This is a genomic window from Salmonella sp. 741265055_HSA (assembly GCF_046569525.1).
GTDB lineage: Bacteria > Pseudomonadota > Gammaproteobacteria > Enterobacterales > Enterobacteriaceae > Salmonella > Salmonella enterica.
The window spans coordinates 80,989-103,514 of the sequence record NZ_JBKFSQ010000006.1 but is presented as its reverse complement, the minus strand read 5'-3'; the positions used below and the strand labels follow the sequence as shown (position 1 = coordinate 103,514).

General features: G+C 53.5%; 23 protein-coding genes. 17 read left to right on the top strand and 6 right to left on the bottom strand.

Annotated elements, in window-relative coordinates; translation table 11 throughout:
* Positions 1-211: 211 nt before the first annotated feature.
* From argT to hisP, 5 genes are all read left to right on the top strand, one after another.
* The gene (gene argT, locus ACLD4K_RS05315; protein ID WP_000754423.1) at positions 212-994 is read left to right on the top strand and encodes a lysine/arginine/ornithine ABC transporter substrate-binding protein ArgT; all 783 of its coding nucleotides are present in this window, start codon (positions 212-214) and stop codon (positions 992-994) included.
* Positions 995-1,231: 237 nt separating this feature from the next.
* A complete protein-coding gene (hisJ, locus tag ACLD4K_RS05310; protein ID WP_411011492.1) occupies positions 1,232-2,014 on the top strand; it encodes a histidine ABC transporter substrate-binding protein HisJ in 783 nt (260 codons plus the stop codon).
* Positions 2,015-2,194: 180 nt separating this feature from the next.
* Positions 2,195-2,881, top strand: coding sequence for a histidine ABC transporter permease HisQ (locus ACLD4K_RS05305; RefSeq protein ID WP_000965498.1), 687 nt, complete (start codon positions 2,195-2,197; stop codon positions 2,879-2,881).
* Positions 2,878-3,585, top strand: coding sequence for a histidine ABC transporter permease HisM (gene hisM / locus ACLD4K_RS05300; protein WP_000569771.1), 708 nt, complete (start codon positions 2,878-2,880; stop codon positions 3,583-3,585). Before ACLD4K_RS05305 ends, hisM begins: the two co-directional genes overlap by 4 nt.
* 13 nt (positions 3,586-3,598) lie before the next feature.
* Entirely contained in the window at positions 3,599-4,372 is a 774-nt protein-coding gene (gene hisP, locus ACLD4K_RS05295) for a histidine ABC transporter ATP-binding protein HisP (RefSeq protein WP_001293591.1), read from the top strand.
* A gap of 51 nt (positions 4,373-4,423) precedes the next feature.
* Here the strand turns inward: hisP and ACLD4K_RS05290 are convergent, their stop codons facing one another.
* The gene (locus ACLD4K_RS05290) at positions 4,424-5,317 is read right to left on the bottom strand and encodes a TIGR01777 family oxidoreductase (protein ID WP_001166274.1); all 894 of its coding nucleotides are present in this window, start codon (positions 5,315-5,317) and stop codon (positions 4,424-4,426) included.
* A 125-nt stretch (positions 5,318-5,442) separates the two neighbouring features.
* Positions 5,443-6,090 carry a GSH-dependent disulfide bond oxidoreductase gene (gene yfcG, locus ACLD4K_RS05285; protein WP_000566562.1) on the bottom strand — a complete coding sequence of 216 codons (648 nt, stop codon included), beginning with the start codon at positions 6,088-6,090 and terminating at the stop codon, positions 5,443-5,445.
* Between the two features lie 142 nt (positions 6,091-6,232).
* Here yfcG and yfcF point away from each other — a divergent pair, with 142 nt between their 5' ends.
* From yfcF to yfcD, 3 genes are read left to right on the top strand one after another with little or no spacing between them, the layout of a single operon-like run.
* Positions 6,233-6,877: a glutathione transferase gene (gene yfcF, locus ACLD4K_RS05280; RefSeq protein ID WP_000043010.1), complete on the top strand. Its 645-nt coding sequence runs from the start codon at positions 6,233-6,235 to the stop codon at positions 6,875-6,877.
* Positions 6,878-6,932: 55 nt separating this feature from the next.
* Positions 6,933-7,484, top strand: a complete 552-nt coding sequence (gene yfcE, locus ACLD4K_RS05275; protein WP_000772458.1) for a phosphodiesterase — start codon at positions 6,933-6,935, stop codon at positions 7,482-7,484.
* A 56-nt stretch (positions 7,485-7,540) separates the two neighbouring features.
* Positions 7,541-8,095: an NUDIX hydrolase YfcD gene (gene yfcD / locus ACLD4K_RS05270; protein ID WP_000230215.1), complete on the top strand. Its 555-nt coding sequence runs from the start codon at positions 7,541-7,543 to the stop codon at positions 8,093-8,095.
* 5 nt (positions 8,096-8,100) lie between these two features.
* Here the strand turns inward: yfcD and ACLD4K_RS05265 are convergent, their stop codons facing one another.
* Positions 8,101-9,120: a LacI family DNA-binding transcriptional regulator gene (locus ACLD4K_RS05265; protein WP_000026946.1), complete on the bottom strand. Its 1,020-nt coding sequence runs from the start codon at positions 9,118-9,120 to the stop codon at positions 8,101-8,103.
* A gap of 252 nt (positions 9,121-9,372) precedes the next feature.
* Here ACLD4K_RS05265 and ACLD4K_RS05260 point away from each other — a divergent pair, with 252 nt between their 5' ends.
* From ACLD4K_RS05260 to ACLD4K_RS05240, 5 genes are all read left to right on the top strand, one after another.
* The gene (locus tag ACLD4K_RS05260; protein WP_000901810.1) at positions 9,373-9,816 is read left to right on the top strand and encodes a PTS sugar transporter subunit IIA; all 444 of its coding nucleotides are present in this window, start codon (positions 9,373-9,375) and stop codon (positions 9,814-9,816) included.
* Between the two features lie 80 nt (positions 9,817-9,896).
* A complete protein-coding gene (locus tag ACLD4K_RS05255) occupies positions 9,897-10,169 on the top strand; it encodes a PTS sugar transporter subunit IIB (RefSeq protein WP_000699818.1) in 273 nt (90 codons plus the stop codon).
* A gap of 20 nt (positions 10,170-10,189) precedes the next feature.
* Complete coding sequence (locus ACLD4K_RS05250) at positions 10,190-11,581, top strand: PTS ascorbate transporter subunit IIC (RefSeq protein ID WP_001522266.1); 1,392 nt, start codon at positions 10,190-10,192, stop codon at positions 11,579-11,581.
* Positions 11,578-12,408 (top strand): transketolase, encoded by an 831-nt coding sequence (locus ACLD4K_RS05245; protein ID WP_411011491.1) that lies wholly within the window; start codon positions 11,578-11,580, stop codon positions 12,406-12,408. The genes ACLD4K_RS05250 and ACLD4K_RS05245 overlap by 4 nt, the downstream gene beginning before the upstream one ends.
* Positions 12,401-13,354 (top strand): transketolase family protein, encoded by a 954-nt coding sequence (locus ACLD4K_RS05240; protein WP_048591081.1) that lies wholly within the window; start codon positions 12,401-12,403, stop codon positions 13,352-13,354. Before ACLD4K_RS05245 ends, ACLD4K_RS05240 begins: the two co-directional genes overlap by 8 nt.
* 48 nt (positions 13,355-13,402) lie before the next feature.
* On the opposite strand, the gene yfcC is transcribed toward ACLD4K_RS05240, so the two are convergent.
* From yfcC to ackA, 3 genes are all read right to left on the bottom strand, one after another.
* Positions 13,403-14,923, bottom strand: coding sequence for a putative basic amino acid antiporter YfcC (gene yfcC / locus ACLD4K_RS05235; RefSeq protein WP_411011490.1), 1,521 nt, complete (start codon positions 14,921-14,923; stop codon positions 13,403-13,405).
* 217 nt (positions 14,924-15,140) lie between these two features.
* The gene (gene pta, locus ACLD4K_RS05230) at positions 15,141-17,285 is read right to left on the bottom strand and encodes a phosphate acetyltransferase (RefSeq protein WP_079812277.1); all 2,145 of its coding nucleotides are present in this window, start codon (positions 17,283-17,285) and stop codon (positions 15,141-15,143) included.
* 76 nt (positions 17,286-17,361) lie between these two features.
* Complete coding sequence (ackA, locus tag ACLD4K_RS05225; RefSeq protein ID WP_000095689.1) at positions 17,362-18,564, bottom strand: acetate kinase; 1,203 nt, start codon at positions 18,562-18,564, stop codon at positions 17,362-17,364.
* Positions 18,565-18,903: 339 nt separating this feature from the next.
* Here ackA and yfbV point away from each other — a divergent pair, with 339 nt between their 5' ends.
* The 4 genes from yfbV to ACLD4K_RS05205 all read left to right on the top strand — a co-directional run bounded on the left by yfbV (position 18,904) and on the right by ACLD4K_RS05205 (position 22,510).
* Positions 18,904-19,359: a terminus macrodomain insulation protein YfbV gene (gene yfbV / locus ACLD4K_RS05220; RefSeq protein WP_000106617.1), complete on the top strand. Its 456-nt coding sequence runs from the start codon at positions 18,904-18,906 to the stop codon at positions 19,357-19,359.
* Positions 19,360-19,442: 83 nt separating this feature from the next.
* Positions 19,443-19,937, top strand: coding sequence for a YfbU family protein (locus ACLD4K_RS05215; protein ID WP_411011489.1), 495 nt, complete (start codon positions 19,443-19,445; stop codon positions 19,935-19,937).
* Positions 19,930-20,607: a sugar phosphatase gene (locus tag ACLD4K_RS05210; RefSeq protein ID WP_183058693.1), complete on the top strand. Its 678-nt coding sequence runs from the start codon at positions 19,930-19,932 to the stop codon at positions 20,605-20,607. The genes ACLD4K_RS05215 and ACLD4K_RS05210 overlap by 8 nt, the downstream gene beginning before the upstream one ends.
* A gap of 76 nt (positions 20,608-20,683) precedes the next feature.
* The gene (locus tag ACLD4K_RS05205) at positions 20,684-22,510 is read left to right on the top strand and encodes an SLC13 family permease (RefSeq protein ID WP_183058675.1); all 1,827 of its coding nucleotides are present in this window, start codon (positions 20,684-20,686) and stop codon (positions 22,508-22,510) included.
* Positions 22,511-22,526: the final 16 nt, after the last annotated feature.

Genomic DNA, 22,526 nt, shown 5'->3' with positions numbered 1-22,526 from the left:
CATTTAATTCGTTAAAAGCCGCCGAAACGCTGCGGTTCAACCGTCATACCTGCTATCTTCAACATCAGGACAATATTGCAACGTTTTATTAACAAATTTAACGTCGAATCGTTTTGCTGACGTGAAAATGGCATAAGACCTGCATGAAAAAGTCTGCAAACACACAACACCACGTAAAACATAAGAAAATGACGCCACTTGAGGGGTATGTATGAAGAAGACCGTTCTCGCTTTGTCTTTGCTGATAGGTCTGGGCGCGACGGCGGCCAGTTACGCCGCGCTTCCGCAAACGGTTCGTATTGGAACAGATACCACCTACGCGCCTTTCTCATCAAAAGATGCTAAAGGCGAGTTTATTGGCTTTGATATCGATCTCGGTAATGAAATGTGTAAGCGTATGCAGGTGAAATGTACCTGGGTCGCCAGCGACTTTGATGCGCTTATTCCCTCACTAAAAGCGAAAAAGATCGATGCCATTATTTCATCGCTCTCTATCACCGATAAACGCCAGCAAGAAATTGCGTTTTCCGACAAACTTTACGCGGCGGATTCACGCCTGATTGCGGCAAAAGGGTCTCCCATTCAGCCGACGCTGGAATCGCTGAAAGGCAAGCATGTCGGCGTGCTGCAAGGGTCCACGCAAGAGGCTTACGCCAATGATAACTGGCGCACAAAAGGTGTGGATGTGGTGGCTTATGCCAACCAGGATCTTATCTATTCCGATTTAACTGCCGGTCGTCTGGATGCCGCATTACAGGATGAAGTCGCCGCCAGCGAAGGTTTCCTGAAGCAGCCAGCGGGCAAAGAGTATGCGTTTGCCGGTCCTTCCGTGAAGGATAAAAAATATTTTGGCGACGGGACGGGGGTTGGGCTGCGCAAAGACGATACCGAGCTAAAAGCCGCGTTTGATAAAGCGCTGACCGAACTGCGCCAGGACGGAACTTACGACAAAATGGCCAAAAAGTACTTCGATTTTAATGTTTACGGCGATTGAGGGAAGGGGATAACGCGCCGCGCTGGGGAACTATCACGGTGCAAAATAGATGTTTTGCACCTTTTTGGTGCATAAGCCGTTGCGGAACAGGCGCATAAATGCATACTTAATCGATTTTTATGCAAAATAAACCGGCTGACAAGGTAGAATGCTTTGCCTTGTCGGCCTGATTAATGGCACGATAGTCGCATCGGATCTGTAAAGATCTCCTGGAAAGACAGTCTGTTGAGGATAGTTATGAAAAAACTGGCGTTATCCCTTTCTCTGGTGCTGGCATTTTCCAGCGCTACCGCAGCATTTGCCGCTATTCCACAAAAAATTCGTATCGGTACCGATCCTACATACGCACCGTTTGAATCCAAAAATGCACAAGGTGAATTGGTCGGCTTTGATATCGATCTGGCCAAAGAGCTGTGCAAACGTATCGACACACAGTGTACGTTCGTGGAAAACCCGCTGGATGCGCTGATTCCGTCTTTAAAAGCGAAGAAAATTGATGCCATCATGTCCTCGCTGTCCATCACTGAAAAGCGCCAGCAGGAAATCGCGTTTACCGACAAGCTTTACGCCGCTGATTCCCGTCTGGTGGTGGCGAAGAACTCTGATATTCAGCCGACCGTCGCGTCGCTGAAAGGCAAGCGCGTCGGCGTGCTACAGGGGACGACGCAGGAGACCTTCGGCAATGAGCACTGGGCGCCGAAAGGGATTGAGATCGTCTCTTACCAGGGGCAGGACAACATTTATTCCGATCTGACGGCTGGCCGTATTGATGCAGCGTTCCAGGATGAGGTTGCGGCCAGCGAAGGTTTCCTTAAACAGCCCGTCGGAAAAGACTATAAATTCGGCGGCCCGGCGGTGAAAGATGAGAAGTTATTCGGCGTAGGAACCGGTATGGGGCTGCGCAAAGAAGATAACGAGCTGCGCGAAGCGCTGAATAAAGCCTTTGCTGAAATGCGTGCTGACGGTACTTACGAAAAGCTGGCGAAAAAGTACTTTGATTTTGATGTTTATGGCGGTTAATCACCGTCGGTGCAGATAAAGCCCAAAGAATGTTGACTGTCTGCATTGCCTGATGGCGCTGCGCTTGTCAGGCCTACGGAGCATCGTAGGCCGGGCAAGGCACAGCCGCCATCCGGCGTGATGTGAGGCAAAAATGCAAAAGAGGCTTCTTACTTCACCACACACAACAGGACAGGCTGCATGTTGTACGGGTTTTCAGGCGTAATTTTACAGGGCGCGATCGTCACGCTGGAACTGGCGCTCAGTTCCGTGGTGCTGGCCGTGCTTATCGGTCTTGTCGGCGCGGGGGCGAAGCTTTCGCAAAACCGGGTAACGGGGCTTATTTTTGAAGGGTACACCACCCTGATTCGCGGGGTGCCGGATCTGGTCTTAATGCTGCTGATATTTTACGGATTGCAAATCGCGCTTAACGTGGTGACCGATTCGCTGGGTATCGACCAGATAGATATTGATCCGATGGTGGCCGGTATTATCACCCTTGGTTTCATCTACGGCGCCTATTTTACCGAAACCTTTCGCGGCGCGTTTATGGCGGTGCCGAAAGGCCATATCGAGGCGGCGACGGCCTTTGGTTTTACCCACGGGCAAACCTTCCGGCGGATTATGTTCCCGGCGATGATGCGTTACGCCCTGCCGGGGATCGGCAATAACTGGCAGGTGATACTCAAAGCGACGGCGCTGGTGTCGCTGCTGGGCCTGGAAGATGTCGTCAAAGCTACGCAGCTTGCCGGTAAAAGTACCTGGGAGCCTTTCTATTTTGCCGTGGTCTGTGGACTTATCTACCTGGTATTTACCACCGTTTCCAATGGTGTGCTGCTCTTACTTGAGCGTCGCTATTCCGTGGGCGTGAAGAGGGCCGATTTGTGATTGAGATCATTCAGGAGTACTGGAAATCCCTGCTTTGGACGGATGGCTATCGTTTTACCGGCGTGGCGATTACGCTGTGGCTGTTAATTTCATCGGTGGTGATGGGCGGTCTTCTGGCGGTGATTCTGGCGGTAGGTCGCGTTTCCAGTAATAAATTCATCCGTTTTCCCATCTGGCTGTTTACGTATATTTTTCGCGGCACGCCGCTGTACGTACAGCTACTGGTATTCTATTCGGGGATGTATACGCTGGAGATAGTCAAAGGCACCGATCTTCTTAACGCGTTTTTCCGCAGCGGACTGAACTGTACCGTACTGGCGCTGACGCTGAATACCTGCGCGTACACCACGGAAATTTTCGCCGGGGCGATTCGCTCGGTGCCGCACGGTGAAATTGAAGCGGCACGGGCCTATGGCTTCTCGTCATTTAAAATGTATCGCTGCATTATTTTGCCGTCGGCATTACGCATCGCCTTGCCTGCCTACAGCAACGAAGTGATTTTAATGCTGCACTCTACGGCGCTGGCGTTTACCGCGACGGTGCCGGATTTGTTGAAAATCGCCCGCGATATTAACTCAGCGACTTACCAGCCGTTTACCGCGTTTGGCATTGCCGCCGTGTTGTATTTACTCATTTCGTATGTCCTGATAAGCCTGTTCCGCCGGGCGGAAAGACGCTGGTTGCAGCACGTGTCCTCTAAATAATTCGAGTAACATGATGTCAGAAAATAAATTACACGTTATCGATTTGCACAAACGCTACGGCGGTCATGAAGTGCTGAAAGGGGTATCGCTGCAGGCCCGCGCCGGAGATGTGATTAGCATTATCGGCTCGTCCGGCTCCGGTAAAAGCACTTTTTTGCGCTGCATTAACTTCCTCGAAAAACCGAGCGAAGGCGCGATTATCGTGAACGGTCAGAACATTAATCTGGTGCGCGATAAAGACGGGCAGCTCAAAGTGGCGGATAAAAATCAGCTACGCTTGTTGCGTACCCGCCTGACGATGGTGTTTCAGCACTTCAACCTCTGGAGCCACATGACGGTGCTGGAAAATGTGATGGAAGCGCCGATTCAGGTACTGGGATTAAGCAAGCACGACGCGCGCGAGCGGGCGTTGAAATATCTGGCGAAGGTGGGGATTGATGAGCGCGCTCAGGGCAAATATCCCGTCCATCTCTCCGGTGGCCAACAGCAGCGCGTTTCTATTGCGCGCGCGCTGGCGATGGAACCTGACGTTTTACTGTTCGATGAACCCACATCGGCGCTCGATCCTGAACTGGTCGGCGAAGTGTTGCGCATCATGCAACAACTGGCGGAAGAAGGCAAAACGATGGTGGTGGTCACGCATGAAATGGGCTTCGCCCGCCATGTCTCTTCGCACGTTATTTTTCTGCATCAGGGGAAAATTGAAGAAGAGGGCGATCCGGAGCAGGTGTTCGGCAATCCGCAAAGCCCGCGTTTACAGCAATTCCTGAAAGGCTCGCTGAAATAAAAGAAGCCCGGCGGCGCATCGCTTACCGGGCAGGATACGGCGCTTTGGGAACTAGCGAATCACATCCGCCAGCGCCTCTTCTAAATCATACCAGCGAAATGCGAATCCGGCGGCTTCAAGCCGTTTTGGCAGCGCCCGCTGACCGCCCAGCACCAGCACTGACGACTCTCCCATCAATAAGCGAATTGCCGTCGCCGGAATGCGAATAATCGCCGGACGGCGCAGCGCGCGACCCAGAGCATGAGCAAAATGCTCATTATGGACGGGATACGGCGAGACCATATTGAAGGGACCGCGAAGATCGTTATCCAGCAGCCACAGAATGCCGTTGACCATATCGTCGATGTGAATCCAGGCCAGATATTGCCGACCATTACCCACCGGACCGCCGAGTCCGAGGCGAAACGGCGGAACCATTTTCCCCAGAATCCCGCCTTGCGGCGCCAGGACAACGCCGGTACGCAGCAGGCAGACGCGGGTCTGGTCGCTCTGCGCACGACAGGCAATCTGTTCCCAACGGGCGCAAAGTTTATGCGTAAATTCGTTGTGCGGCGGCTCATCTTCAGTGACGACAACGTCGCCCAGATCGCCGTAATAGCCCGTGGCGGAGCCGGATATCAACACCGAGGGCGGCGTTGCGCTGGCATGAATTAAATCCACCAACTTTTGCGTGATAGCCCAGCGGCTTTGGCACAACCGTTCTTTTTGTTGCGACGTCCAGCGCTTGTCGGCAATCGGTTCGCCCGCCAGATTGATGATGGCATCAATCTCATTGAGGTGCTCACGTTCCGCCAGCCCTTTCCATAATGTCACTCTGGAATCGAGAATCTGACGCGCGTTATCGGGATTGCGCGTAACGACCGTCACCTGATGCCCCAGTGTTAACAGCCGGGGAATGAGATGACGCCCTATCAGGCCCGTACCGCCGGTAATCAGAATCTGCATATGACCTCCAGAGTAGGGAGGATTTTCTCTTCCCTAATGTCAGGTTTTTAATACGAATAAGGGTGCCGGACGCAGGTTTTTTCCGTGTATACACCTCTACATCATACATGATGTATGCCACCGCGTTACGCTTTCGCACTGTTACAGTGCAGTTGCGCTTGTAACAGTGCGCGCGCTGTCGCAGGACGCGTGCGAATGCGTTCAAACCAGTTATACACCGCCGGGTAGGTATCAAGATCGATTCGCTGACGCTGATGTGCGTTAACCCACGGCCAACTGGCGATATCCGCAATACTGTAGTGGTCGCCGCCCAGCCACGGGGAGGTTTCCAGGCGTTTATTCAGGACGTTGTATAAGCGTTGCGTTTCAACTTGATAGCGTTCAATCGCATAGGGGATGGCCTGCGGCGCAAAGTGGTTAAAGTGGTGATTCTGGCCCAGCATCGGCCCTAACCCGCCGACCTGCCAGAACAGCCATTGCAGCGTGGTATGGCGTTCACGCAGCTCCCCGCTAAGCAGTTTGCCGCTTTTTTCCGCCAGGTAGAGAAGAATTTCGCCGGATTCAAAAAGACTAAGCGGTTGTCCGCCGTCTGCCGGGGCGTGATCGACGATGGCAGGAATTTTATTATTGGGAGAGATAGCCAAAAAATCAGGGCGAAACTGATTGCCCTTGCTGATATCCACTTTTAGCAAACGATACGCCAGCTCCGCCTCTTCCAGAAACAGCGTTATTTTATGCCCGTTGGGCGTGGGGGCGTAGTAAAGGTCAATCATTTTGGCTCCTGCATATGCGTAAAGAGTCTGGGCTGAATTAAGTATAGAAAGCCTCCTGATGTGTGTGAGTTTTCATCAGGTGACAGCAGGCGAAAGACGCTATATTTTGGGAAGAAACCTAATACGCCCTCAAGAGGACATTATGAGTAAGCCTGTTATTGTGCTGTGGTCGGATGCGAACTTTTTCTCTCCCTACGTCTTGTCCGCCTGGGTGGCATTACAAGAAAAAGGGCTTTCCTTTACTCTGAAAACCCGCGATCTGGACCAGGGAGAACATCTGCAACCTGGCTGGCGGGGATATGCGCTGACGCAGCGCGTACCGGTGCTTGAGGCCGACAATTTTGAGTTGAGCGAGTCGTCCGCTATTGCGGAATACCTGGAGGAGCGTTTCGCGCCGCCGCAGTGGGAGCGTATCTACCCGCACGATTTACAAAAACGCGCCCGCGCGCGACAGATTCAGGCGTGGCTACGCAGCGATTTACTGCCGCTTCGCGAAGAACGGCCTACCGACGTGGTGTTTGCCGGGGCGAAAAAAGCGCCGCTAAGCGAGGCTGGAAAAGCCAGCGCGGCAAAACTGTTTGCGACGGCTGAAGCGCTATTGGGGCAGGGGACGCAAAATTTATTTGGTGAATGGTGCATTGCCGATACCGATCTGGCATTGATGATCAATCGTCTGGCGCTGCATGGCGATGACGTGCCGGCGTCGCTGGCGGCATATGCGACATTCCAGTGGCAGCGTGCTTCCGTACAGCGTTTTATTGCGCTTTCCTCGAAGCGTTCAGGCTGAAAATCTATTCATATTCCAGTATCATAACGCCGTTTTTCACAACGAGGAGTGAGCGATGAAACTGATGTTCGCATCGGACATTCATGGTTCTTTACCCGCCACGGAACGCGTGCTTGAGCGGTTCGCGCAAAGCGGCGCGCGTTGGCTGGTGATATTAGGCGATGTCCTTAACCACGGGCCGCGAAATGCGCTGCCTGAAGGCTATGCGCCCGCCCAGGTCGCCGAACGCCTGAACGCGGTGGCGACGCAAATCATTGCCGTGCGCGGCAACTGCGATAGCGAAGTGGATCAGATGCTGCTGCATTTCCCGATAACTGCGCCGTGGCAGCAAATATTGACGCAAGAGAGGCGGCTATTTTTAACGCATGGGCACCTCTTCGGGCCGACGAATCTGCCCGCTCTGCATACTGGCGATGTGTTGGTTTATGGTCATACGCATCTGCCGGTGGCGCAACAGCAGGAAGGACTGTATCACTTTAATCCTGGGTCAGTGAGCATCCCGAAAGGCGGGTATGCAGCAAGCTACGGTATTCTGGATGATAATGTGTTGAGCGTAATCGCACTCAATGATCAAAGTATCATTGCGCAGGTTGCAATTAACTCGTAATTTACCTCACAAACGTAAATGCGCCGTAAGAGCGCCAGAAATAAGAAGGTTTCCTGATGGTGGAACAGCGTCGTTTGGCAAGTACGGAATGGGTGGATATTGTGAATGAAGACAATGAAGTCATTGCACAGTCCAGCCGGGAACAGATGCGTGCGCAACGCTTACGGCATCGTGCGACGTATATCGTCGTTCATGATGGTATGGGTAAAATTCTGGTGCAGCGTCGTACCGAAACAAAAGATTTTTTGCCCGGTATGTTAGATGCTACCGCAGGCGGCGTGGTCCAGGCTGATGAGCAGCTACTGGAATCTGCCCGCCGCGAAGCGGAAGAAGAGTTGGGTATTGCAGGCGTGCCGTTTGCCGAACACGGTCTGTTTTACTTTGAAGACCAACATTGCCGGGTTTGGGGCGCGCTGTTTAGCTGCGTTTCCCACGGGCCTTTCGCGCTTCAGGAAGATGAAGTCAGCGAAGTGTGTTGGCTGACTCCGGAGGAGATCACCGCGCGCTGTGATGAGTTTACGCCAGATTCGCTCAAAGCGCTGGCGCTGTGGATGACCCGCAACGCCAAAAACGAAGCCGCGCTCCAGGAGAAACCGGAAGAGACGGAATAAGCGTTTTAGCAGCTTTCCCGCATACATAAACTGGAGGCGATGGATTTTCGATCGCTCCAGTTTCCCTGATTTAACCTTTCCAACAGCGCCCGTCCGGCTTCACTGCCAATCTTACGGTGCGGTACGGCCATGGTGGTTAACGGCGGCTGGCAGACCCGGCTGACATCGCTATCGCCAAACCCGACCACCGCTAAATCGTCCGGAACTTTGATCCGCCGTCGTTGGCACTCGTATAACGCGCCGCAGGCCAGCTCATCCGATACGCATACCAGCGCGTCCAGCTCCGGCCACGCCAGTAAAAACTCCGGCAGTTGCGACGCGCCGGTAGAAAAATTGGGCGGCAAGGCGGCATTAATCACCCGGTTTGGCGACATATGGTGGCGAAGCATCGCTTTGTACCAGCCGTGCAGATGTTGCTGAAAAATCCACTGCTCCTGATTGGCACATAGCAGCCCGATATTCTGATAACCGCGCTGAATCAGCATTTCCGTCAGCTCATACATTGCCGCAACGTTATCAATACCGATATTCATATCAATAGGATCGCTGCGAATTGCGCCCATTTCCATCACCGGAATAGACGCATTTTTCAGCCACTGGCGCACGGTATCGCTATGTTCGACGCTAAGCAGAATCGCCGCGGCAATGTTGGAGGCCAGCAGCGTTTCGAGCAGCTTCTCCTCTTGTTCCACGCGATGCTGCGATTCCGCCAGCATTATCTGGTAGCCTGCGGGCTGTAAAATTTGTTGCAGCCCGGCGAACATTTCAGAACACCCCGCTTCCGCAAGGTTCGGTACGACCATCGCGATGGTGTGCGAGGAGGCAGACGCCAGCGCGCTGGCGGCGAGATTAGGCATATAGCCCAGCTCATGCACTGCCGCTTCGATTTTTTCCCGGAGTTTATCAGAGACCTGTTCCGGCGTGCGTAAGGCTCGTGATACGGTCATCGTGCCTACACCGGCAAGTTGGGCTACATCGGCGATAGTCACTTTACCGGTACTGCGCCGTTTACGGGGTATCGACATACAAATTCCTGCGTCATTACAACATGTTGAGATGCTTTTTTATTGTCGTTCTTTGCTTCGCATGACTGGCAGTATACGCCTTAAATCCGCTTTTTTGCTGTGATTTCACACCATGATTTTAATTTGATAGCGCTATCACAATTCTGAGTAATAGTCGCTGGTAGCGCTATCTTTGTGATAACGATCGCAGCTAATATCGAATGGCTTGAATAAAGTTTGTTCATAATTTCATACACCGTGGGGGCGAATAACATGCTGGGAACCTGGTTATCTGACGCAACCATCACGCTACAGGAGAGCGTGGAAACGTGGCCGCAGGCGCTGGAAATTTGCGGCAAACCCCTGCTGGACGCAGGTGTTATCGCACCGGAATACATTACGGCGATTGTTCAGCAGCACCAAAAGCTTGGGCCGTATTATGTATTAGCGCCAGGGTTAGCGATGCCACATGCGAGGCCGGAAGAGGGGGCGAAAGGGTTAGGTTTATCGTTACTGAAACTACAGCGCGGCGTTTCATTTGGCGCAGACGAATTCGATCCGGTTGACATCATTATTATGCTGGCGGCGCCTGATAAGCACAGTCATATCGAAATGATATCGGCGCTGGCAGAATTATTTTCCAGTGATGTAGATATGGAAAAATTACATCAGGCAAAAAACCTGGAGGACATTAAAACGATTATTGACCGTTTCTGATTTTATTCCATTTTCTTGCGGTAAATAACATTACGCCCGTGCGTGATGCAGACCAACTCTACTTTTAAAAGGTGACAATAATGAAAATCATGGCAATTTGCGGTTCCGGCCTGGGTAGTAGTTTTATGGTAGAAATGAACATTAAAAAAGTATTAAAGAAACTCAATATTGACGCTGAAGTGGAACACTCCGATCTCTCATCGGCCACACCCGGGGCCGCCGATCTTTTTGTAATGGCCAAAGATATTGCGGCCAGCGCCAGCGTACCGGAAAGCCAACTGGTGGTGATCAATAACATCATCGACATCAACGAACTGGAAACGCAGCTGCGCGCATGGTTCGCTAAACAATAATTATTGCTGGCGAGGTGGATATGTTTATCCTTGAAACGCTGAATTTTGTTGTTGATATTTTAAAAGTGCCATCGGTGCTTGTAGGGTTAATTGCGCTGATTGGTCTGGTGGCGCAGAAAAAAGCGTTTTCCGATGTGGTAAAAGGCACGATTAAAACCATTTTGGGTTTTATTGTGCTTGGCGGCGGCGCAACAGTACTGGTGGGTTCATTAAATCCGCTAGGGGGTATGTTTGAACACGCTTTTAATATTCAGGGCATTATTCCTAATAATGAAGCGATAGTCTCAATCGCGCTGGAGAAATATGGTGCGTCCACGGCGTTAATTATGGCATTTGGTATGGTGGCCAATATTGTCGTGGCGCGCTTTACGCGTCTTAAATATATCTTTTTGACCGGGCATCACACCTTTTACATGGCCTGTATGATTGGCGTAATCCTGACCGTGGCGGGTTTCGAGGGCGTAGGGCTGGTCTTCACCGGATCGCTGATCCTGGGGCTGGTGATGGCCTTCTTCCCGGCGTTGGCCCAGCGCTATATGAGGCGGATTACCGGTACCGATGACATTGCGTTTGGTCACTTCGGTACCCTGGGATATGTGCTTTCCGGCTGGATTGGCAGCCTGTGTGGTAAAGGCTCCCGCTCCACGGAAGAGATGAACCTGCCGAAAAACCTCAGTTTTTTACGCGACAGTTCTATCTCGATTTCGCTGACCATGATGATTATCTATCTGATCATGGCAGTCAGCGCAGGGCGTGAATATGTCGAAGCGACGTTTAGCGGCGGGCAAAACTATCTGGTGTACGCCATCATCATGGCAATCACCTTCGCCGCCGGCGTATTCATCATTCTGCAAGGCGTCCGTCTGATTCTGGCGGAAATTGTTCCGGCCTTTACCGGCTTTTCAGAAAAACTGGTACCAAACGCGCGTCCGGCGCTGGACTGCCCGGTGGTGTATCCCTATGCCCCTAACGCGGTACTGATTGGCTTCCTGTTCAGTTTTCTCGGCGGGCTGGTGGGACTGTTCCTGCTTGGACAGATGAAGCTTGTGTTAATCCTGCCAGGCGTTGTGCCGCACTTCTTTACCGGTGCGACCGCAGGCGTCTTTGGCAATGCCACCGGCGGTCGCCGCGGGGCGATGATCGGCGCATTTGCTAATGGTCTATTAATCACTTTCCTGCCAGTGCTGTTACTGCCGGTTCTCGGCGCGATCGGCTTCGCCAATACCACGTTCTCGGATGCTGACTTTGGCGTAATCGGTATTTTGCTGGGCAACCTGGCGCGTTATCTGTCGCCGATGGCTATCACGGGGCTGGTGGTGGCGCTATTCGCGCTACTGGTGGCGTACAACGTGTTGGCCAAAAACAAAAAAGCGACTGCCGAAGTGCAGGAAAATAGCGGAGCGAAAGAATGAACGTAACCGAAATCACCCAACTGGCGCGCGACATTCGCGTCGCCACGCTCAAATCCTTAAACCATCTTGGCTTTGGTCACTATGGCGGCAGCATGTCGGTAGTGGAAACTCTGGCGGTTCTGTACGGCGCGGTGATGAAAATCGACCCTGCCGACCCGGACTGGCCGGAACGCGATTACTTCGTACTGTCGAAAGGCCATGCGGGCCCCGCGTTGTACAGTACCCTGGCGATTAAAGGCTATTTCCCGCGCGAAGAGCTGAATACGCTTAACCAGAACGGCACCCGTCTTCCCAGCCATCCGGATCGGCTAAAAACGCGCGGCGTGGACGCCACGACCGGCTCACTGGGGCAGGGCATCTCTATTGCGGGCGGAATGGCGCTGTCGCATAAACTGGCGCGGCGACCCAACCGGGTATTTTGCATTGTCGGCGATGGCGAGCTGAATGAAGGGCAGTGCTGGGAGGCGTTTCAGTTTATTGCCCACCACCGCCTGAATAATCTGACCGTTTTCATTGACTGGAACAAACAGCAGCTTGACGGCGAGCTGGAGGAGATTATCAATCCATTCGATCTGGAAGGGAAATTCCGCGCGTTTGGTTTCGATGTTGTCACCGTCAAAGGCAATGATATCGCCGGACTACTGGCGGTGGTTCAGCCTGTGCCGCCCGCCGATGCCCAGCCACGGGTAGTGATCCTTGACAGCATTAAAGGGCAGGGGGTGCCATGCCTGGAGCAGTTAGCGAATTCTCACCACTTACGCCTGACGGATGGCATGAAGCAGACGCTCAATGAGGCCATTCATCAACTGGAGGTCATGCATGATTAAGCTTGCGCCCGCAGGGCTTAAAGACGATATCGAAATGCGCAAAGTTTACGCCGGTTTTGTCGCCGGGCAGATTGAGGCCGGAAGCCCAATTATTGCGCTTGAGGCTGATTTAATGAGCTCAATGGCGATGGACAGCGTGGCGCGTGACTACCCGCAGCATGTCATTAACTGCGGTATTATGGAGGCGAATGTGATTGGCACTGCGGCGGGACTGGCGCTGACCGGTCGCAAACCGTTTGTGCATACCTTTACCGCTTTTGCCAGCCGTCGCTGTTTTGATCAGCTCTTTATGGCGCTGGATTATCAGCGTAACAACGTCAAAGTGATCGCCTCCGATGCCGGAGTGACGGCGTGCCATAACGGCGGCACCCATATGTCTTTTGAAGATATGGGGATTGTTCGCGGGCTGGCGCACTCCGTAGTACTGGAGGTGACGGATGCGGTAATGTTCGCGGATATTTTACGCCAACTAATGGACCTGGACGGTTTTTACTGGCTGCGTACCATCCGTAAGCAGGCGCAAAGTATCTATGCGCCAGGCTCTACCTTTACCATTGGCAAGGGCAACGTACTGCGCGAGGGCGATGATATTACGCTTATCGCCAACGGCATTATGGTGGCGGAGGCGCTGGAGGCGGCGCGCCAACTGGAGCAGGAAGGCGTGAGCGCCGCGGTCATTGATATGTTCACCTTAAAGCCTATCGATCGCATGTTGGTGAAAAACTACGCGGAAAAAACGCGGCGTATCGTCACGTGTGAAAACCACAGCATCCATAATGGACTGGGGTCAGCGGTGGCGGAAGTGCTGGTGGAAAACTGCCCGGTGCCGATGCGCCGTGTTGGCGTCAAAGAGCGTTATGGGCAGGTAGGAACGCAGGATTTCTTACAACAAGAGTACGGACTCACCGCCGCAGCGATTGTAGAAGCCGCGAAATCACTGCTTTAATCATGGAGATATTGCCGGATGGCGCTGATGCTCATCCGGCATTTTGGATCAATGATATCCCATCATCTGCGCGCCAATGACGACCACGCTGGACATAATAAACAGTAGTCCCAGCAGTGACGCCCCCACTTTCAGCCAGTTGCGAAAATCGACCCGGCATACGCCCAGCGTGGCCATCAGCGAGGCTGATGTCGGATAGATAATATGGCTGAAACCATCGCCAAACTGGAAGGCCAGAACAGTCACCTGACGGTTAACGCCGACCAGATCGCCGAGCGGCGCCAGTAATGGCATGGTTAACGCCGCCTGACCCGAACCGGACGTGACAAAGAAATTAAATACCGCCTGGAAGAGCAGCATAAACCAGGCGGCGATAGCATTATTAAGCCCGCTGATGCCATGCGCGATACTGTTAAGCAGCGTATTGAGCACGCTGGGTTCCCCAGCTTCGCCGTTGCCGACCAGCAGCAGAATGCCTTTGGCAAAACCCACCAGCAAGGCGGGCGCGATCATCATTCTCGCCCCTTCGGTGAATGAGGACGCCATCACGTTGATCGTCATACCGTTGAGGCGGAAGATAACGCCGATGAGGCCGATCACCACGCCCATGGTGAAAAACTGGCTGGCGATCTCCGGAATAAACCAGGCGTGGACAATCACGCCCCAGACGACCCAAATCATTACGCCGGTCAGAACCAGCAGTACCAGCCAGTCACCGAAGGTGAAAGGGCGCTGGACGACTTCATCCTGCTGTTCGCGGAAATAGCGATCGGATTCGTGGACACGGGAAAGCAGCGGATTCTTTTTCACGCGTGAGGCGTAGACCAGCGTAAAAACCAGCCCAATCAGCGTGGCGACAATCCAGACCACAATACGCAGCCCGGAGCCGGAAAGTACCGGCACGCCGGCAATCCCCTGGGCGACGACTACGCAGAAAGGGTTCATCCACGAACTGGCAAAGCCAATTTGGGTGGCGATATAGGTCACCAGGACGGTGGTAATGCTGTCATAGCCCAGCCTGACCATCAGCGGGGCTATGATAATTGCAAAGGCGACCGCCTCTTCGCCCATGCCAAATACGGCACCCCCTAACGAAAAGAGGACAAATAGCACCGGAATAAACAGGACTTCGTTGCCCCGCGTGTGGCGAATCAGCGCCAGAATGCCGTTATCCACGGTGCCGGTACGCATCACGATGCCGAATGCGCCGCCAATCACCAACATAAACATAATGATGCCGACGGCAGTGCCGAATTTCGATCCGGATGTTAACCCTTCAAACGGAAAATTCATCAGCCCTGGTCTTTCATCGCCGGTAGTGAAAAATTGTACGCGATGATACTGCGCTTCCCCGACCTCATTGGTCACAATGCGAAAAGAGTGCGGGTCGACGACTTTGCGGGTTTTTGTCTGACCATCGACCTGATACTGCACTTCCTGGCTATCAAACATCCCAACGGGGACGACCCAGGTGGCGATACTGGTTAAAATGGCGACAAAAAAGATGATGACCAGCGTATCGGGCATTGCCCATTTTCTGGCTGTTTTTGATTCTGTAACGACAGACATGACAGACTATCCCTGTTGCAAAGCAAAGAGGCTAAGTATGAGAAGAAGGGAATAGTTATTCATTGATGCAGCGCAGTTAAGCAAAAAATTCCGCTTTGCAGGGTAAATAGCAGAATGCCGGATGGCGATGCTAACGCGTCTTGTCCAGCCTACAACGGTATTTCACCTGTAGGCCGGACAAGGCGTTCACGCCGCCATCCGGCATTAGCTTTTACTGTTACTGCTGCTGTTGAGAAGCCTGGATCGCCGTCAGGGCGATGGTGTAGACGATATCGTCAACCAGCGCGCCACGGGACAGGTCGTTCACCGGCTTGCGCATACCCTGCAGCATCGGCCCGATGGAGATCAGGTCGGCAGAACGCTGTACCGCTTTGTAGGTGGTGTTACCGGTGTTCAGATCCGGGAAAATGAACACGGTAGCGCGACCCGCAACCGGCGAGTTCGGCGCTTTGGACTTCGCCACGTCAGCCATGACCGCGGCGTCGTACTGCAACGGACCGTCGATCATCAGGTCAGGACGTTTTTCCTGCGCCAGACGGGTTGCTTCACGGACTTTCTCTACGTCGCTGCCCGCGCCAGAGGTGCCGGTGGAGTAGGAGAGCATTGCCACACGCGGTTCGATGCCGAAGGCAATGGCGGAATCCGCAGACTGAATCGCGATTTCTGCCAGCTGCTCTGCAGTCGGGTCTGGGTTGATTGCGCAGTCGCCGTAAACGTAAACCTGCTCCGGCAGTAGCATAAAGAACACAGAAGAGACCAGGGAGCTACCCGGCGCCGTTTTAATAAGCTGCAGCGGCGGACGGATGGTGTTGGCGGTGGTATGAACCGCGCCGGAAACCAGGCCGTCGACTTCGTCTTGCTCCAGCATCAGCGTGCCGAGCACCACGTTGTCTTCCAGCTGTTCGCGGGCTACCGGTTCGGTCATGCCTTTGCTCTTACGCAGCTCAACCAGGCGAGCGACATAGCTTTCACGCACCACTTCCGGATCGACGATTTCAATGCCTGCGCCCAGCTCAACGCCCTGAGATGCCGCGACGCGGTTGATTTCATCCGGGTTGCCCAGCAGTACGCAAGTGGCGATGCCGCGTTCAGCGCAGATTGCCGCCGCTTTGACGGTACGCGGTTCGTCGCCTTCTGGCAGCACTACGCGTTTACCGGCTTTACGCGCCAGCTCAGTCAGTTGGTAGCGGAACGCCGGCGGAGAGAGACGACGGCTACGCTCGGAAGTGGCGGTCAGCGACTCGATCCACTCAGCGTTAACGTAGTTCGCGACGTATTCCTGAACTTTCTCGATGCGCTCATGGTCATCAACCGGGACTTCCAGATTGAAGCTTTGCAGGCTCAGCGAAGTCTGCCAGGTGTTGGTGTTCACCATAAAGACCGGCAGACCGGTGGCGAACGCGCGTTCGCACAGTTTAGAAATGCGCGCGTCCATTTCATAGCCGCCGGTCAGCAGCAGGGCGCCGATTTCTACGCCGTTCATCGCGGCCAGGCAAGCTGCGACCAGTACGTCCGGACGGTCAGCAGAGGTCACTAACAACGATCCTGCGCGGAAATGTTCCAGCATATGCGGAATACTACGCGCGCAGAACGTGACGGATTTAACGCGACGGGTTTTGATATCGCCTTCGTTAATGATGGTGGCGTTCAGGTGACGCGCCATATCGATAGCGCGGGTCGCAATCAGGTCGAAGCTCCACGGCACCGCGCCCAGAACCGGCAGCGGGCTGGATTCCTGCAGTTTAGCAGGATCGATTTTGATCACCTGCGCTTTGGAAGAGTCGTCAAAGATCTCCGACAGATCCGGGCGGGTACGGCCTTGTTCATCAACCGGCGCATTCAGTTTGTTGACGATAACGCCGGTGATGTTGGTGTTTTTCGCGCCGCCGAAGCTGCTGCGCGTCAGTTCGATGCGCTCGTTCAGCTGTTCTGGCGTGTCGGTACCCTGAGACATGACAAAAACGATTTCCGCATTCAGCGTTTTCGCGATTTCATAGTTCAGAGACTGAGCGAACTGATGTTTACGGGTCGGAACCAGACCTTCAACCAGCACCACTTCCGCGTCTTTGGTATTCGCATGGTAGTTCGCGATGATCTCTTCCATCAGCACGTCTTTCTGGTTGCTGGAGAGCAGAGATTCAACGTGGCTCATCTTCAGCGGTTCAGCCGCCGGCAGGGTAGAGTTCGCGCGAACGATAGTGGTGGTCTGGTCAGGCGCATCGCCGCCAGCGCGAGGCTGGGCGATAGGCTTAAAGACGCTCAGACGAACGCCTTTGCGTTCCATAGCACGGATGACGCCGAGGCTGACGCTGGTCAGGCCGACGCTGGTTCCGGTAGGGATCAGCATAATAATACGGGACACGGTTTATCCTCTTTCGTTACCGTCTTTTGGTGACGGGTTACAAAACAGCACCGCCAGCGAGGCTGGCGGTGTGAAATCAGGCAGTCAGACGGCTCGCGTCCTGCGCGATAACCAGTTCTTCGTTGGTTGGGATCACCACCGCCGGACGGGTACCTTCTTTGTTGATGAAACCAGATTTGCCGAAGCGGGCTGCCAGGTTACGTTCGTGGTCGACTTCAAAGCCCAGCACGCCCAATTTACCCAGAGACAGTTCACGCACCATCGCGGCGTTTTCACCGATACCGCCGGTGAACACGACTGCATCCAGACGACCGTCCATCAGAGCGGTGTAAGAACCGATGTACTTCGCCAGGCGGTGGCAGTAAACGTCCATCGCACGTTTTGCGTCTTCTTTGGTGGCGTAGTTGTCTTCAACATAACGGCAGTCGCTGGTCACTTCAGTCAGACCCAGCAGACCGGACTCTTTGGTCAGCATTTTGTTGATCTGATCCACGCTCATGCCCAGAGTGTCGTGCAGGTGGAAGATAATCGCAGGGTCGATATCGCCGGAACGGGTACCCATGACCAGGCCTTCCAGCGGGGTCAGACCCATAGAGGTATCCACGCATTTACCGTTACGGATAGCGGAAACAGAACCGCCGTTGCCCAGGTGGCAGGTGATAATGTTCAGTTCTTCTACCGGCTTGTTCAGCATTTTTGCCGCTTCCTGAGTTACATAGAAGTGGCTGGTGCCGTGTGCGCCATAGCGACGAACGCCGTGTTCTTTATACAGGCTGTACGGCAGGGCATACAGGTAAGATTCTTCCGGCATGGTCTGATGGAAGGCAGTGTCGAATACTGCAACGTTTTTATCTTTCAGCTGCGGGAAAGATTTCAGCGCTTCGGCGATACCAATCAGGTGAGCCGGGTTATGCAGCGGTGCGAAAGAGGCGGAATCTTTGATGCCCTGAATGACGGACTCATCAATGACTACGGAGCTGGTATACTTCTCGCCGCCGTGTACGATACGGTGACCAATTGCAGTTAACTGCGCAGACAGTTCTGGTTTTTGTGCCAGAATAGTGTTAACGATAAAGTTCAGCGCTTCACTGTGAGCGGCGCCTGCACCTAAAGCCGCTTCTTGTTTACTGCCGTCCATTTTCCATTTGATGCGTGCTTCTGGCAGATGGAAACATTCGGCTAAACCAGAAAGGTATTCATCACCATTAACTGCATCAATAATTGCAAATTTCAGTGAAGAACTACCGCAGTTCAGAACCAGTACTAACTTACTCGACATGGAAGTACCTATTTATGATACGTGGCTAAAAAAACGTCAGTGAGCCATAGAGCGTAGCGCATGATAGCCCTGACATTTATGATTAACATCATGCGCAGGAGTTTTTTTAGGCATGATGGAAGAAATACCTTTGAGTCTATGCCATTTTGCGTATTTTTCAGCCAATGGCATACTATGTGTAATATTGACGACTCAATGATTTTAAACTACCGGCCTTTGACAGGCCGACACAGGATACCTGATAGTGGGTATCGAAGACAAAATGTTTTGAACGTTGTCCCTCGCAGTTGTTGTTTTGCACAAATTTTTTAAATTTTATATGTGAAGTTGAGGTAGGCCATGTCGACACCGGATAATCGCTCCGTAAATTTTTTTAGCTTATTTCGCCGGGGGCAGCACTACGCGAAGACGTGGCCGATGGAAAAGCGGCTGGCGCCCGTTTTCGTCGAAAACCGCGTCATTCGTATGACGCGCTATGCCATACGATTTATGCCGCCTGTCGCCGTCTTTACATTATGCTGGCAGATAGCGCTGGGCGGTCAGTTAGGCCCGGCCGTGGCAACCGCTCTGTTCGCCCTGAGCTTGCCCATGCAGGGATTATGGTGGTTAGGAAAACGTTCCGTGACGCCATTGCCGCCTTCAATCCTCAACTGGTTTTACGAAGTTCGCGGTAAATTGCAGGAGGCTGGACAAGCGCTGGCGCCGGTAGAAGGAAAGCCAGATTACCAGGCATTAGCTGACACGCTTAAGCGCGCCTTCAAACAACTGGATAAAACTTTCCTGGATGATTTGTAATTGACCCCGGATTACGCATATAAAAGAAGGCATACCAATACCTTCTTTTTTTTCATCGCTATAGCGTGATACAGGAGTTCAAAATGGAAATGACCAACGCGCAACGTCTGATTTTGTCTAACCAGTACAAAATGATGACGATGCTCGATCCCACCAACGCCGAGCGTTACCGTCGCTTACAAACAATTATTGAACGCGGCTACGGCCTGCAGATGCGCGAGCTGGATCGCGAGTTTGGCGAGCTGACGGAAGAGACCTGTCGTACCATCATCGATATTATGGAGATGTACCATGCGCTGCACGTCTCCTGGACCAACCTTAAAGATACGCAAGCCATCGACGAACGTCGCGTCACCTTCCTGGGGTTTGACGCCGCGACGGAAGCGCGTTACCTCGGCTATGTCCGTTTTATGGTGAATATAGAAGGACGCTACACTCACTTTGACGCCGGGACGCACGGCTTTAATGCCCAGACGCCGATGTGGGAAAAATACCTGCGGATGTTGAATGTCTGGCATGCCTGCCCGCGTCAGTACCACCTGAGCGCGAATGAAATCAATCAAATCATTAATGCCTGAGGAGGCTCGCGTGCAGTGTAAAGGTTTTCTGTTTGATCTGGATGGAACGTTGGTTGACTCATTACCTGCCGTCGAACGCGCGTGGTGTAGCTGGGCCGATCGTTTTAACCTTGCTCATGATGAGGTGCTGGGCTTTATTCATGGCAAACAGGCGATCACCTCGTTGCGGCATTTTATGGCGGGTAAATCGGAGGCGGAAATTGCCGCTGAGTTTACGCGCCTGGAGCAAATAGAAGCCACTGAAACCGCAGGGATCACCGCGCTGCCGGGGGCAGTCGATTTACTCAATCACCTGAATAAAGCGGGCATTCCGTGGGCTATCGTCACCTCCGGTTCAATGCCGGTCGCGCGTGCGCGCCATCAGGTCGCGGGCCTTCCAGCGCCAGAGGTGTTTGTCACCGCCGAACGAGTCAAACGCGGCAAACCGGAGCCGGATGCGTATTTGCTGGGCGCACAACTGCTTGGCCTGGCCCCTCAGGAGTGCGTCGTAGTAGAAGATGCCCCGGCTGGCGTGCTGTCCGGACTGGCTGCGGGCTGCCACGTCATTGCGGTCAATGCGCCGGCCGACACGCCGCGTCTGGCGGATGTTGATTTTGCGTTGGATAGCCTGACGCAATTATCGGTTGCTAAACAACCAAACGGCGATGTGGTGGTGTTAAGAAAGCGCTGATCATGATATCGCCCCGCTTTGGCGGGGCATATTTATGGCAGAATCTCGTTATCTTCTCATCTGACAAGGATATGTTGTGAACGGTGAATTGATTTGGGTTCTCTCTTTACTGGCGATTGCCGTCGTGTTGTTTGCGACGGGCAAAGTACGTATGGATGCGGTGGCTTTATTCGTCATTGTTGCTTTTGTCCTTAGCGGTACCTTGACCCTTCCGGAAGCCTTCTCCGGCTTTAGCGATCCGAATGTCATTCTTATCGCCGCCTTATTTATTATTGGCGACGGCCTCGTGCGCACCGGCGTTGCGACGGTGGTCGGTACCTGGCTGGTTAAAATGGCGGGCAGCAGTGAAATCAAGATGCTGGTTTTACTGATGATCACCGTCGCCGGACTTGGCGCTTTCATGAGTTCAACCGGCGTGGTGGCGATTTTTATCCCCGTTGTTCTTAGCGTTTCTATGCATATGCAGACCTCGCCTTCGCGCCTGATGATGCCGCTGAGTTTTGCCGGGCTTATCAGCGGAATGATGACGCTGGTGGCGACGCCGCCGAACCTGGTGGTTAACAGTGAACTGCTGCGTGAAGGCCTGCACGGGTTCAGCTTTTTTAGCGTGACGCCGCTGGGGGTAGTGGTGTTGGCGCTCGGCATTGTTTATATGCTGGTGATGCGCTTCATGCTAAAAGGCGATGCGCCCGGACAACAGGCCGGTAAGCGGCGCACTTTCCGCGATCTTATCCGCGAGTACCGTCTGACGGGGCGCGCTCGTCGTCTGGCGATTCGCCCCGGTTCGCCAATGGTGGGACAGCGGCTGGACGACCTTAAACTGCGCGAACGTTACGGCGCCAATGTCATCGGTGTTGAACGCTGGCGGCGCTTTCGGCGGGTTATCGTCAATGTGAACGGCGTATCGGAGTTTCGCGCTCGCGACGTTCTGCTGATTGATATGTCGGCGGCGGAGGTTGACCTCAGAGAGTTCTGCGCCGAGCAACTGCTGGAACCGATGGTATTGCGTGGAGAATATTTTTCCGATCAGGCGTTGGATGTCGGGATGGCGGAAATTTCGCTTATTCCGGAGTCTGAACTGATAGGCAAGTCGGTGCGTGAAATCGCCTTCCGTACACGTTACGGGCTGAATGTGGTCGGCCTGAAACGCGACGGCGTCGCGCTGGAAGGGTCGCTGGCCGATGAGCCGTTATTGATGGGCGATATCATTCTGGTCGTGGGGAACTGGAAGTTAATCAGCCAACTGGGGCAAAAAGGCCGCGACTTTGTGGTGCTGAATATGCCGGTCGAGGTCAGCGAAGCCTCGCCGGCGCACAGCCAGGCACCGCACGCCATTTTCTGCCTGGTACTGATGGTGGCGCTGATGTTGACCGATGAAATTCCCAACCCGATCGCGGCGATTATCGCCTGCCTGCTGATGGGAAAATTTCGCTGTATTGATGCTGAAAGCGCGTATAAAGCGATCCACTGGCCGAGTATTATCTTGATTGTGGGTATGATGCCGTTTGCGCTGGCGTTGCAAAAAACCGGCGGCGTCTCTCTGGTCGTGCAAGGGTTAATGGATATCGGCGGCGGCTATGGGCCGTATATGATGCTGGGATGCCTGTTCGTGCTGTGCGCCGTCATAGGACTGTTCATTTCTAATACGGCAACGGCGGTGCTGATGGCGCCGATTGCGCTGGCGGCGGCGAAATCGATGGGGGTGTCGCCCTATCCGTTTGCGATGGCGGTGGCGATGGCGGCATCCGCCGCCTTTATGACGCCGGTTTCATCGCCGGTCAATACTCTGGTTCTGGGGCCGGGAAACTATAGCTTTAGCGATTTTGTGAAGCTTGGTGTGCCGTTCACGCTTATTGTGATGGCGGTCTGTATTGTGATGATTCCGATGTTGTTTCCGTTTTAACCCCAGACAGGAAAAG